At 69.0% G+C, this 13226-nt stretch carries 8 protein-coding genes and 1 pseudogene; 3 read left to right on the top strand and 6 right to left on the bottom strand.

The genetic code is table 11. The features are described 5' to 3' along the window. From ACFW2E_RS04995 to ACFW2E_RS04985, 3 genes and pseudogenes are all read right to left on the bottom strand, one after another. Positions 1–754, bottom strand: a pseudogene (locus ACFW2E_RS04995) (serine/threonine-protein phosphatase); the annotation flags it as partial. A 1078-nt stretch (positions 755–1832) separates the two neighbouring features. Then, complete coding sequence (locus ACFW2E_RS04990) at positions 1833–2285, bottom strand: LLM class flavin-dependent oxidoreductase (protein WP_384461502.1); 453 nt, start codon at positions 2283–2285, stop codon at positions 1833–1835. 1370 nt (positions 2286–3655) lie between these two features. Beyond that, positions 3656–4963: a hypothetical protein gene (locus tag ACFW2E_RS04985; protein ID WP_384461499.1), complete on the bottom strand. Its 1308-nt coding sequence runs from the start codon at positions 4961–4963 to the stop codon at positions 3656–3658. 708 nt (positions 4964–5671) lie between these two features. Here ACFW2E_RS04985 and ACFW2E_RS04980 point away from each other — a divergent pair. Genes ACFW2E_RS04980 through ACFW2E_RS04970 form a run of 3 tightly spaced genes read left to right on the top strand, consistent with a single transcriptional unit; the run spans position 5672 to position 9739 of the window. Further along, positions 5672–7090, top strand: a complete 1419-nt coding sequence (locus ACFW2E_RS04980; RefSeq protein ID WP_384461493.1) for a hypothetical protein — start codon at positions 5672–5674, stop codon at positions 7088–7090. Further along, complete coding sequence (locus ACFW2E_RS04975; protein ID WP_384461490.1) at positions 7087–9267, top strand: hypothetical protein; 2181 nt, start codon at positions 7087–7089, stop codon at positions 9265–9267. The genes ACFW2E_RS04980 and ACFW2E_RS04975 overlap by 4 nt, the downstream gene beginning before the upstream one ends. A 1-nt stretch (position 9268) precedes the next feature. After that, on the top strand, positions 9269–9739 hold the full coding sequence (locus ACFW2E_RS04970; RefSeq protein ID WP_384461487.1) for a hypothetical protein: 471 nt from the start codon (positions 9269–9271) through the stop codon (positions 9737–9739). Here the strand turns inward: ACFW2E_RS04970 and ACFW2E_RS04965 are convergent. From ACFW2E_RS04965 to ACFW2E_RS04955, 3 genes are all read right to left on the bottom strand, one after another. Beyond that, entirely contained in the window at positions 9729–10496 is a 768-nt protein-coding gene (locus ACFW2E_RS04965) for a hypothetical protein (protein ID WP_384461484.1), read from the bottom strand. The genes ACFW2E_RS04970 and ACFW2E_RS04965 overlap by 11 nt on opposite strands. 120 nt (positions 10497–10616) lie before the next feature. Beyond that, complete coding sequence (locus tag ACFW2E_RS04960; protein WP_384461482.1) at positions 10617–12377, bottom strand: Hsp70 family protein; 1761 nt, start codon at positions 12375–12377, stop codon at positions 10617–10619. After that, complete coding sequence (locus ACFW2E_RS04955; protein ID WP_384461479.1) at positions 12374–13186, bottom strand: hypothetical protein; 813 nt, start codon at positions 13184–13186, stop codon at positions 12374–12376. Before ACFW2E_RS04955 ends, ACFW2E_RS04960 begins: the two co-directional genes overlap by 4 nt. Positions 13187–13226 lie beyond the last annotated feature (40 nt).

Below are 13226 nucleotides of genomic sequence, written 5' to 3'. Positions count from 1 at the left end.
TCGGGGGCGGGGGCGGCGGGGGGGGCGCCCCCCCCCCCCCCGCGGATCGCGCCCAACGCACGACACCCCGCCCCCCCCCGGGGCCCCCGCTCCCGGGCTGTCCCGACACCCGCGACTCCCCTCCCTTGCCCGGTTCCGGCGGCGCCGCACCGCCGAGCGCGCCGAGCCCGCCCGGCCGGCAGGAGGCGGGCCGCGGCGACAGGCCCGCCAGGGCCCTCGCCAGTTGCGGCACACGCTCGAGGGAGGACGCCGGCAAGGCGCCCGACTCCACCGCCGCGCCCGGCGCGGCGCAACGGTGCCAGTCCGCGTGGCCCACGCGCGGCGGCAGTACGAGCAGCGCAGCGTCCGCCAGGGCCGGCACGGCGAGTTCCACCACGCTCCGGGCGGTGCGGCCGTGGTGCAGGGAGGCCCCCAGCCGTCGGCCCGCCTCGCTCAGGAACGCCGCCCGGAACCGCTCGGCTCGTAGCTCGGCCCCGCACCGGCGGACCCCGGTCTCGTCACTGACGAGCCACACCGAGCAGTCCTGCACCGTGCTCCTGCGGCCGGTCAGCCGCCGACCGAGGAATTCGCCATCGAAGCGCACCGCGGAGGCGACGACCGCCTGCCCCAGGGGTCCGGCTGCCGCGGGGTCCGGCGTCATCCCCTGCCGCAGGCCCGGAAAGAAGACGCCGGTCGGGCCGTTGCACCAGCGGACCACGCCGGAGGCGTCGCAGACCACGACCGCCTGGTCAACGAGGTCGAGCAGGGTATCCAACAGCTTCCGCCCGGAACGGCCCCGCGCTTGCGCGCCACCGTGCGACGCCGGGTTCCGGGCCCGCGTGCCCGTCACCGGTCCCGCACCTCGCAAGGGCGGGCCCCGACACAAAGCGGAACACCGCCGACTGCCTCGCCGTCCGGTGCAGGAGACATGCGCACCGCCGCTCCACACTCCGACACCCGATAAGTCCCTTGATTCCGTTTTCCACCTTACAGCCTGGACTTGCCGGGCCACTGATTGCAGAACACCCGTGGCCGACCGCGAACGGGGGCCGCGGCGGCGCGGGGCGCAGGCAGGGCCGGACGCCTCCGGCGGGCACGGCCGCACGCGGACTCGTACAGACCACCGGGTCGACGCCGTCCTGCACGGCGCGTAGGCGCCGCGGCCGTACATCCCGGTGGACCAGAGCACTCCGCCCGCGCTGGGGCCGTCGGCGGTGGACGACGAGGCTTCCCTCGCCCTGCACGATCGCGTAGGCGGCGGGGTGCCCCGAGGTCCTGGTGGACCGGATGGCCGCGCCCTTTCGCGTGCGGTGCAGGACGACGTTGCCGTCGGGTTGCAGCGCCAAGGAAGGTGTGCCGCCCCTGCGCGCACCAGGCAGGCTCCAGCGCCTGACCGGGCGGATGGTCCGAGACCGCACGTCCGAACCGATGGACCACGGTTGCCGGCCGAGTCGCCGGCGGCCTGTCGGCGGACGACGGGACTCCCGTCGTCCTGGAGGTCGGCGCACGCACCGGGACGGTCCCCGGCGGTGGCCGGGAGCGCACTGAGCCGCATCCGGTCAAGGACTGCAGCGCCGCTGCCCACCTGAACGGGCCAACTCGCTCAGCGCGTCCGGTAGAGCAACATCGGCAAGCCGGGGGCAAGTCGGGCGTAATCCGCAGGACCCCTTCGACGCTCAGCTCACGACGGGTGCTGGGCCGGCACCGAACGGCACCGACGCGTGCGGGACGACCGGGGCCGGTTGGCCCCGGGCCCCGGCGCGCGAGCCCGGGCGATACGCCCTCGCCGAACGGTAGGCCTCCTCGAGGCGGGGATGGCCCGAGAGCACGAACTCGCTGACCCTGACCGAGCGCTACGCCTCCATCAGGTCGGCGATCTCGGTGAACGAGCCCACGCGGGCGGTCCCGGCGCCGCCCCGCACCAGCCCGGCGCCGGCCCAGAGGTTGGGGTCGATCTCCAGATCGTCCTTCAAGCCGCCGTTGAGCACGAGCATGCGACGCTGTCCCCCGCTGACCGAGCGTCGCGGTTTCGCCCGGATGCGGCCGATCTCGGCCTGGTCGATCTGATCGAACAGCCGGCCCGCCCCGGCCCACGCGGCCTCGAAGATGTTCCTGGCGACGGTGTGCAGTTGGATGCCGTACAGCGTCCGGCCGTGCGTCGAAGCCGCGGCGCGAGCCCGGTCGGGCTTCTCGGCCACGGCGGCCAGCGGCTCGCCCCAGATGAGGTGGACGTCGAGCGTGTTTGGCGGCCACCGCGATGCCCTCGGGCGAGGAGCCGCCCAAGACGGCGCCGACCAGCAACCCACGGCTGTGCACAAGCCCCAACACCGCGACTCCTGCGCTCGCGCGTCCTCGGCGGCCTCATCAACGAGTACCGCTACACAGCTTGACCCGCAGCGACGACTTTCCGAGCCCGCACCCTGAGGGCCGCCTACGCGGCCGTACCCAAGGGGCACCGGGAACGGGGCGGCACGGCGCGCACTACGGTGGCATCGGCACGGGTGTCTCGCCAGGTTCACCGTCCGGGGGCGACGTGCTGACGGGTGCGGCGACGACCGGCCGGGGCCGGTGGCCACGGGCGGCGAACACACCTGGTACAGCGTGAGACAGGGGCAGTCATGAGCGACGGGAGGGCGCCGTGACCGAGACCGAAGACATGCGGCAGGCCGGATCCGATCGGCCGCGCCAGCAGGTGGTGGCGCCCGCGGATGCCGCGGACGAGCCTTCGAACGAGGCGAGGGCCGAGGGACGCGAGCCTGCGCAGCAGGCGGGCACCGAGGCGGACGAGGCCGCAGCGGAGGTGAAGGCGGGGCCGCGCGCCGGTGGATTGCGGCTCATCCGGCGGGTGGTGCGGGCAACGCCGTGTCCATGGGCAGGCAGCTCGAACCGGTTGAGTGGTGTCGAAGAGCAGCAGGGAGGGCATGCCGTCGGTGCCGGCGTGAACCGTGCCGTCGTTGTCGTCGCGGCTGATCTCCAGGTGCGCGGCAGCACCACAGGCAGCCCTGGACGCCGGAGCCGACCCCGCCGTCGTCACCCAGTGGATCAACGAGGCCCGGCGGGACAAGGACGCAGCGCAGAAGAAGCTCGACGCGCACCCCGCCGTCCTCCGGAAGAAGCAATCCCCGCCTCGACGCTCAACAGATCCGACAGATCCGACAGATCACTGAGAGTCTCGGAGATATTGCTCAGCGCATCCAAACCACCGCCGCCGAGAAGAAAGGCCCGCTCTACGACGCCCTGGGCAGCACCATAAGCTACGAACACGCAGCGAGGACCGCGACCGTAAAGTCGAGGCCCTCGTCACCGCATTGTCAATCGTTGTGGGACGTTCACGAGATCCTTTGACCAGCCGCAACAGGGCTGATTGATGTTGAGGTTCCCGCGAGTCGCGAGATCATCCCCCGAGAACATGCACACGCAATTATTTTGATGGGATGCGCTGCGCCCCTGGGATGGCTCGTCCGCGCAGCTTCCATGCAAGCACTCTCTGCGTCTCACAGCTCGCACAGGCAGCATGAGCTGGAGCGTCCCATGCCCGATTCACCTTGGGTCAAGTTAGGCCGGTCGCAAAAGGCCGGCATCACCCTCAGTTACGTCGACCGCGTGACCGTAGGGCCACCATCGCGTTCGAGGTTTCGGGCAACCCCGCACCACGTGAGTGCGAGCGCGCCTACACCTACGGGGACAGCGCAGGGAACACGACCACCGAGCCGTCCTTGTTGCGGGCAATCTCAATCGCCACGTCTGTCGTGCGGCTGTTGACCATGACGTCGTCGCCCAGCTTGCGAATCCGGTTTGCCGCTCCCATCAGGCGATCGACTTCACCGGCCGTGAAGACGGGCCGCAGACCTTGCGGACCTGCCAGCTCCAGCGCCGACAAGCGTTCCAGGACACCGGCAATGCTCGACTCTAGTTCGTCGAGGCGCTGCTGGTCGCGCTTGAGCTCGCGGGTGAAGTTCTCGAACAAGTTGTCAGGGTTGTCCTGGGCATGCTCGACAGCCTGCAGGACAACAACCCGCCGCTTCAGCGCAATTGCCAGGGCAGCGAGTTCGAGATGGGCGCGGAACATGCCGCCATGCTCGTCGACGCCGGGGAACGACTTGGCCAGCGTGCTGATCTCGACGGACTTGCCCTCAGGTAGCTTGTCGAGTGCGCTCTGCCACCGGGCAAGGCGGCGGTCAGCGGCGCCCAGCGCCGTGTTGATGGCGTGCACTGCCGAGTCCAATCCCAGGGAGACTCCGAGCTTGCCCTGGTCGAGCAGAATGGCGGTGGCTTTGTCGATGGCATCGCGGCAGCCGTCGAGTGCGCTGTGCTCATCTTCGAGCTTCTGTTCATGCAGCTGCTCCAGCAGTTCTGTGATGTGTTCGATAGCCTGCTGGCGCTTGAAGTCGGCATGCGCGCTCACGCCCACCGCAACGGCCATGAGCACGAGCGGCGCGGCCACGGTGAGCGCCGCGCTGCCGGCGGCCGCGACGCCGGCTGTCGCACCGGCTCCGCCGACCGCCCCTGCTGCCGCCGCTTTACCGACTGGCACGAACGTCGCATTGGCGGCGATGCCCGTCGAGTTCATAAGTGCGCTGTGGATGCCACCGGCCGCCGCCTTCGACGCCATCGGGCGAACGACGCCCTGACCGAACTGGGCGGCGACCTTCGCCGGAACCACCATGCGATACAGGTTTTCGCCGGCAGCGGTCGCCCTGGCCGCCGTAAGGGAACTTCGCGTCGATTGCGTGATGAACTGCGACAGGTGCTGCGCCAGGGGACTCGCGGCATCGAGCGGGATACCTCGGCTGCGGTCGAGCTTGTCGGGCAGCGGATGCACCTCAAGTGTGGCGATCGGCGCGTCGGCCAGAGCGGCCAGCACACCACGCAGTTCAGCCAGGCGCGCAGCCGTCATAGGCTCGTCTCCGGCCAATGCCGGCACCCGGACATCACCGGTCGCCAGCGTCCACACCGGAACGAGTGCCTTGCGATCGCCAGTCATCATCTCCCCCTTGTTCTCCAGCAACAGCCTACGGCTGACGCCCGACAAGAGCGGCATGAACCTCGTGTATGCAGCTACGGACTCTGTCTCCCGGTGAACTGACGGATCACAACGGAGGGACAGCGCCCCTCACCTGCAATGCTGGCCGGGACCGGTGGCACGTGGTGCGGGCCGACAAGACCCATGGGGCACGCGGGAATCGCACGCTGCGAAAGATCGCAGACGTCCGGCGTCCGTGTAGCAACTTCAGAGTCGCCCTCACCACAGCGCTCCCGCAGGGCATCTGGGATCCGGGAAGTTGCAACCGCCCTGAATGTACACGTCATAGCGGAGCCCGGTGATGCGCTGTCTGTCGGCATTGCCCCATGGGGTTCGTGAATCGATCGCCTGCGTCAGCACCGAACCCAACTCGGACGTTGACGATAGCCACGTAGCGGACGGCCTTGAGGCGAGATCGGGCGCGTCCAGCCAACTTCCCGAATCCAGTCGACGGTGCTGGCCTCTCGTCCGAAATCAGCATCTATTCTGAGGCACGGTCAGGTAGCTCCTGCCCGATGCAACGCTCCGGCAGCCGACAAGGGGTGGCGAGTGACAGCGGATGTCCGTGGGCCGGCATGGGCACTCGAGGGATTGGGCGTGCGGTCCGGGCGCTATCCCCTGGCGGTGGAGGGCCCGGTGATGCGGGCAGTGGACCGGTTGGTTCCCGGAGTGTCCACCGTAACCCGCTACATCCGCTACCACTCGCTGTACGCAGCGATCGCGGCGCACGCGGAACGGAACGCGTGGGACATCACCGCATGCCGCCGGGCAGTCCGCCGCAGCGAGGTCCTCCTCGCGGCGCTCCAGCACCACACGGAGACAGATCCGGCATGGCTTGCCCACGGGGTCGATCGAGTGCGGCGTTTCTGCTCAGAGGAACTGGAACTCGCACGAGCCGCCGACGAGGAGCAGCTGAGCCAGTCGTACTCACCCCGCCGCTGGGGCTTTTGGGACCAGTACGGCGGACCCGCCACGGTGCTCGGCACCGTGGACGTCCGGGACGGCGTACTCAGACCCGGCCGGCATCCGTGCCCTCCCGCGGTCAAGGAGCTCTTCGCACCTCTTCTGTCACTCGCGGCGCGGGACGTCGTGTCCTTCGCTGACCTGGAGACAGCGGGGCAGGCGGCTCTTGGCGTCCCGTGTCCGGCCGAGCGGGAATGGCTGACGGACGTGCTGACCGCAACTCGCGGCGGAGGAACCCCCGCGCAGGGGGACTGGGAGGCGTCCGACCGCACTCGGCGTGCGACCCTCCGTATCCTCGGCCGGGCGATCGATCTCCACGGTCACGAGGGCGACGGGTATCAGGAGACGCTGCGTTCCACGGTGGCCTTCGGTGGCGAGGCGACAACGGATCCCGTTCTGGCGGCGATTCCCGAGACGGCCGGTTGGCGGGGAGTGCTGCTGCGCCATTACTCGGTCGGCGCCTGGCGTCGGCTGTGGGCGGCGCTGGTTGCCGGTGTCGGCTCCAAGGACGGCGAGGCCGACCGGTCGGCCGAGGAACTGCGCGACTGGCTGGCGCAACAGGCCCCGGATGCGAATGTACGGCGGGTCCTGGACGACCTGCCTCCGCTCAAGAACGCGGCAGGTCAGTTGTTGCCTGTCGAACGGCAACTCCTGACGCAGGGCGCCGATGCCGCGATGACCAATGTGCTGCTCCTGATGGTGGGTGCGCTGCGCTCCCGAGAGGGTCATCTGCCAGACGACGTACGGGCCGTCTTTCTGGGCCGTCAGCGGCGCTGGGCCGAGTTCCTCGACCCGACGTGGGTCGACGGCCTCATCGACGACTACGCCGACCGGCCGGTCCGCGACCTGGCCGCCCGGCTGGTGGACGACATGCTCGCCCAGTCCCGCAGAGTCGCCCTCGCGAAGCTGCGCACCGACCCCGTGACCGGCGGGCTGAAGATCTTCTCCCGTCTACACCTTCGCAACGAGCGCTATTTCAAGACCGGTGACGAAGGAGACTCCGACATCGGCACCCGCATCCCCCAACTGGGCTCTTTGGCGGCGCAGCTGAGGCTTTTCGCCGTCCGCGACAACTGCCACACCGTCACCGCGGAGGGACGGCGAATCCTGGAGACAAACCCATGAGCGCGGCACACCACACCCGGTTCGCATCCCCCGTCACGCTGCTGAGAGAGTGGAGCGAACGCAGCGATCAGCAGGCACTGCACGAAGCGCTCTTCCTCGGTTTCACAGTTGATCTCCCCTTCCTGGAGAAGGTCGCCATACCCGTCGCCCGTGGCCTGGGTGCCCGCACCGCGGTGATCGGTGATGCGGCCCAAGGGCTGTACGACCCGGTCGATGTGCGTATGGCCGGCCGCAGTTATCTGCACGGCCTGGCCTCCTGCCAGCGTGCGTTCCACCCCAAGGTCGTCCTTCTGGTCGGAGAACACGCCTGCCGGCTCGCAGTGGGTTCGGGGAACCCGACGCTGTCCGGCTGGGGTGCCAACGACGAATTGTGGACGGTGGTGGAAACCGAGGACGACGACTCCCACGCGCTCCTGGCTGACCTCGCCGACTGGCTTGAGGCACTGCCCTCCGTCGTGGACCTGGCCCCTTGGTCGGCGAGTCATCTTGCGGAACTGGCTGCGCTTCTGACCGAACGGCATGTCAACGCCCCGGCCGGACCGGAATCAGGTGCCCGGCTTCTGCACAACCTCCAGGAGAGTCTGCTGGACCAACTGCCGCTCGGTCCTGTCGACGAACTGCACGCGTACGCCCCGTTCGTCGACGAGGCCGGTCATGCCCTCGGCGGACTGGTCGGCCGTCTGACACCCCGCCGCACCATCCTCGGGCTCCAGCCTCGCTGGTCCAGCTACGACGCCGAAGCGATCAAGAGGGCACTCGGCGGCTTCGACGCGGAGATCCGTTTTCTTGAGGAGACTCGGATGCGGCACGGCAAATTCGTCGAGTGGCAGGCCGGCGGCCGCCGATACGCTCTCACCGGGAGCCCGAATCTGACCCGCGCCGCGCTGTGCACCAGCACCCGGGACGGCGGCAACTGCGAGCTCGCCGTAATCGCCGCCGACACCGCGCCGCTGCTTCCCGAACAGGGGCGCATCACCCCACTCGCGAGCCTGAGGGGCCGCACCATCCGACCCTTCGAGTCCACCGGTCACGCGCTCGTCCTGCTGGGCGCGAAGACGGACAGCGAAGGCTTGCACGTCTCTCTGGCGCACCCCCAGCCCCTGCCCGTGGTGATCAGCACGTCTCCGGACGGTTCACCGGGTTCCTGGACGCAGACCGGGATCATTCCGGCGGGGGCGTCGGCCTGTTCCTTCCCGCTGCCCGAGGTTCCTGGTGCGGCCGTTCGCGCCACGTGCGCCCGTCCTGACGGCACCACCGCCGAATCCGCAGTCGTCTTCGTGTACAGCCGCGTGCACTGCGCACGGCGCCACAGCGCCGACAGCGGTCCCCGGCTGAGATACGACTACACGGCGCAGACCCTGTTCGCCGACGAGCGTGCCGCACGCCGTTTCGAAACCGATCTGCTGCGCCTGCGCGAGCTCACCGCCGGAACGTCCGCTCCTCGAGTGAGCCCGGCGGGAGACACGACAGCGGGCTCGGTGACATCGAGCGGCGTCGACCGCTGGGACACCTACCTCGCCGATTGCCGCCGGATGATCGGGGCGCCTTTGACGGATCTGGCGTTCGGCACCTCGCAGCTCGACCTGCCGCAGGCACCCTCGTCGCGGTGGATCGTGTCGGCGGTCACCCTTGGTGTGCGGGGGGAGGACGACGAAGAGCACGAGGGCGAGACGGAGGAGGTGGACCTCCCTACCACGAGCGAGCCGCTCCTCCCGTACGTCGCGCCAGAGCAGCGTGCCCGTTGTCGCGCCTGGGCCCAGCGCTGGGTCGCGACACTCACAGGCCCTGACGGTTCAGCCGCAGCACCGGTTCCGGTCCGGCTGCTCGTGGCCAACCTGTACGTCCAGCTCCTGGCCGCCGGAGTCTGGGACGAACAAGACCAGAGCTGGCGCGACGGACTCAGCCGCCTTCTCGAAGCACTCGGTTCCGAAAACCTAGGGGGCGAGGCAGACCACGATGCTCCGCCCGAGACCCGGCGACGGCTGGACGCAGTGGCGGCCGTGGTGATGACACTGCTCGTCCAGGACGCCACGTTCACCGGCGGCGGCGAGCACGACGTACTGGCGGCCCATGCCTGGCACGGCAGCAAGGCGATGATCGCGCGCCGAGCCCGCCGAGGCGGAAGACCTGATGATCCCCCCGGAGCGGGCGCTCGCCCGCGTCGCGCCTTGGAGTGAGGTGGACAGACTCATCACTCTGGCGCAGGAACACGACCCCTACGCGGAGGCGATCGAGGGGCTCACTGCGGCCGGCTGGTCGGTCGCGTGCGAGGACGGGCTCTGGGAGATCACGGGCTCCTTCGGCAATCCGCTTCCGGTCGTGGCCAAGGCCGCCGAACGACTCGGGCGGCACCACGCCGACGGCGTGCTTGTACGAGCCCGCAGCAAGAACCGCTGGGCCTTCATGGCGTGGTCGGACCCCTACTTGGTCCTGCTGAATCCCCCGGCACGCGTCTGGTTCACCTACCAGGTACGCCCCCCTGCCACACCGGAATCACGGTTCAGCGGCGGCGACCTTTCCGCAGTGCCCGGCCGCGTCAGTTCGGCCCCGCTGCAGAAGGGCCCGCCGGAAGCGCTCATGAAGATTCTCGCCGAAACAGGCCTCACCTACCCGGAGTTGGTCAGTCGCCTGTTCACACTCAACACGTGACGGGGGGAAGATGGCGATCAGTGCCGTGACGCCACCGGTGACGAACCGTCGAGCGGCTGATTTCCCTCGATTGACCTCGTCTCACCGTCACGCCGCTGTTCAAGGCGGGCAGGCGCGATGATGGTGGGAGCCTGTCCCGGGGCAGGGAGCCGTCCGCCCCGAGCACTTGGCAGCGCACCAGTCCGTGCCGGTAGTACCACAGTGCGGCCGTCCACGCACAGAGCAGCGCGTCGATGAGGTCCTCCCGATGCTTGTAGTCAGCCGCCTTCTGAGGTGAGGGCTCGGAGAGCAGTTGACGGGAGACCAAGTGAGAGGAGAGCAGGAGGGGCGGATCGGCGGTGGCCAGGCCCGCCATGTGCCCGATCAGCCTGTCGCACTCCGCCGCCCGTACCGCTCGCCACTCTGCCGTCGGAACTCGTGCCGGTCGACGCTTGTACGTGGGGCGTTCCTGGTCGTAGCCCAGCTCGGCGGCTCCGACCAGGGTCGTGTACGGATTGCACTCGGAGAAGACCAGACCGCCGTCCCGCGGCCCGCCCCTGCCGTCGTCGTAGAACCAGCCCGACTCCTCCAGCCGTTCCCGCAGCAGCACTCCGCCTGTCGCGGAGAGCTCTGGTTGGTACTGTTCGCGCTCACCTTCCAACGGCCGTACCGCCGACCGACCTCCCGCTCGCAGGGCCGCTGGCCGACGGGTTGTCGACGACCAGCGGTGCGTCGACGAATGCCAGGTCGATCCGCCGACGGCTGTCCTGCCAGCCATGACATCGTCTCCTCGATGCCACGGGTCCAGCCGCATTCGATCACGACGCCGTGCGCGTTGATAGCGGCCACGCCAGTTTCATTGGGCTGGGTGCGTGCTCCGCCCCGCGCCCAGGCATGGTCAAAGTCCCCCCGTCACCAAGCCCTGCGGCTCGCCGTTGACCGTCACGGCCGGGTCGGCCTCCACCACGCGCACGGACATGTCGATCGGTGCGGGGCGGGCGTTGGCCGTTTCCGCTGCCGAAAGGTGTCGGACGTTGGCGGAGCCGTCGGCGAACGGGCGGACTGTATGGGCCAAAAGGCGGGTGAGCTCATTGTCGAGGCCGTGCTGCAGTGGGGTGCCGTCGGGCCCGAAGGAGTCGATCTCGCGCTCGGCGAGCACCACGCCGGTCTCCGCGTGGGTGGCGGTGAAGCGCAGGATGCCGCTCTCGTTGTAGCGGAACTTGATTTGGATCTTGTTCCGGCGGACGTCCTGTTCGCGGGTCGGGAGATCCACCTCGATGTTGGCCAGGGGGAAGGAACGGTCGCTGTCGGCCGGGTAGCCGGCCTCGCCCTCGATCACCGTCACGCGCACGAAGGAAGCGCCCGGCGTGTCCGGCTGGAAGGTGGACGAACCCTCCGCAGGGAGCGTGGCGTTGCGTCCGATGATGACGCGAAAGCCCTTCTGTGTGCCCGCTCTGACGGCCGCGCCCAGGTCGTAGCTGGTCACCAATGAGAAGTCGCTGTCGTCGCCGAGTTCGCCGTCGAGGGAGGCCGCGTATATGGCCGCGCCTCGCGCGACGGCGGTCATGGGCCGGCACAGGCCGCTGTCGACGATGCGGTCGTGCCCGAGGAGCTCGCCCAGCGCGTGACGCACCTGGGGGATCTGCGAGGTGCCGCCGATCATCAGAACGGAGTCGATGTCGTCCGCGGTGATGGCCAGGTCTTCCAAGGCCTGCTGGACCGGTTCCAGGGCGCGGGTGATGAGCGGGCTGATCGCCTCGGTGTACTCGACCGCGCTGATCCTGACCTCACGCCTCGAGATCGAGGGGGCAAGGCCGACCGGGAGGTCGAAGAAGAGCGCGCCGTCCATCGGCACGGACGACAGGGCGATCTTCGTCAACTCGACTGACCGGCGCCACCGGCGCCTTTCGGCCTTGGTGAGCTGATCCGCGGTCAGGCCGATCTTCTGCTGGATCAGCTTGGCCAGCGCGTTGTCGAACTCCAAGCCTCCAAGGGCGGTGATGCCGCGGGATGTCTGCTCCTCGAAGAGGCCGTCGTCGTATTCCAGAACAGTCACGTCGATGGTACCGCCGCCCCAGTCGAAGACGAGGAAACGGCCGGGGACCGGGACATCGTGGGCGTAGGAGATGGCAGCTGCGGTGGGTTCGTTGAGCAGGGCCCGGACCTTCACTCCGCCGAGCGCTGCCGCAGCACGGGTGCGGTACCGGGCGCCACCCGTGGCCTTGGCGGGGACCGTGACGACCGCGTCGGAGAGGTCGAGCAGCTGGGCGGAGACGCCTTCCTTCATGCGGCTGAAGAGGGAGGCGGCCGCAACCGTGCTGTGGAACTTCTCCGAGCCGACCCAGACGTGATGTTCCTCGAGCTGGGCCGCGACGTCGAAACCGTCGGTGTCACCTTCCTTCTCGGCACCGGAGCGGGTGCCGAGCATGCGCTTAACGGCGTCGAGCGGCTCGCTGGTGCCGGTCTTCGCCTCCCAGCCGAAGCAGAGGGTGCGCTGGAGGTCGCGGACGGACAGCACAGAGGGGAAGAGCTGCTCAAACTCCGACATCTGCCACTGGGCGGGGACGTTGTCGCCGTCGATCGGCACTACTTCGGTGGTGTGGCCGTTCCAGTGGGCCACCACGGAGTTACTGGTGCCGAAGTCGATACCGAAAGTCATCGCGTTCCCCTTTGCCTGTTCTGGCGGTCCCCGTTCCCTCCGGAGCGGTGAGGTGGCCCACTGTTTCGCCGCCGCCCGTTGTCTCTGTTCTGCTGCTTTGCGGGATCCTGGCCCCGGTGGTGCCCTTTCCTCTCCTGCTGTGCAGGAGCCTCCTTCTCCGGCTGTTTCCTCCCCGCTTCACCATGGGCCGCTCTTCGCCTCTGCCTGGGCTTCATTTCCCGGGGTGAGGTCTTGGCAACGGCCCGCAGCCAGCCGCGTTCGACAAGCTTCCCGGACTCCTTGTCGACATAGGCGGGCGCGACCAGTTCAAAGGTGACCGGGCCCCTCTTCATCACGCCGGGCTCGTCCTCCACGACGTTGAACAGCGACTGATCACCGGTGTCACCGACGACCCGCAAGCCGGCCTTCGCCGTCTCGTCCTCCAGGCGGGTCAGCATCACCTGCAGGGTCTTCGCGTCCAGCGCCTGCCGGTGCAGGACGGCCATCTGGGCCAGGTGCATCTGACGTGTGCGGATGCTCTCCAGCACACCCTTGCGTACCGCCTCGGTGAACTGGGGAAGCACTCGGCGCATCAGCTCGGTCCGCAGGGCGGAGACAAGATCGGCCTCGGTCTCCTTGCCGGCCAGAGCTGCGCCCAGTTTCTCCGTCGCCTCCTCCAACTCCTTCTCCACCACGGGCAGGAGCGTGTCGTTGACCGACTTCAGGATCGCGGCGGCGTCCAGGGACCCGGGCGTGAACTCGGGCAATTGGCTCTTGGTGAATCGCCAGGGAGCAGCCTCGGCCGCCCTGCGCTCGCCACGCTTTCGCACGCTTCCGCTGTTCGGCCCACGTCCCCGGCTCCGCGGGGAT

It is taken from the genome of Streptomyces sp. NPDC058964 (assembly GCF_042741275.1).
GTDB lineage: Bacteria > Actinomycetota > Actinomycetes > Streptomycetales > Streptomycetaceae > Streptomyces.
Note: the sequence above shows the minus strand (reverse complement) of the source record. Positions and strands in the feature narration are given on the sequence as shown.

What these genes read in the sequence shown, in the direction of transcription:
- ACFW2E_RS04965 (WP_384461484.1), bottom strand. Translation starts at nt 10,496, where the DNA reads ATGGCTGGCAGGACAGCCGTCGGCGGATCGACCTGGCATTCGTCGACG.
- ACFW2E_RS04975 (WP_384461490.1), top strand. Translation starts at nt 7,087, where the DNA reads ATGAGCGCGGCACACCACACCCGGTTCGCATCCCCCGTCACGCTGCTG.
- ACFW2E_RS04960 (WP_384461482.1), bottom strand. Translation starts at nt 12,377, where the DNA reads ATGACTTTCGGTATCGACTTCGGCACCAGTAACTCCGTGGTGGCCCAC.
- ACFW2E_RS04985 (WP_384461499.1), bottom strand. Translation starts at nt 4,963, where the DNA reads ATGACTGGCGATCGCAAGGCACTCGTTCCGGTGTGGACGCTGGCGACC.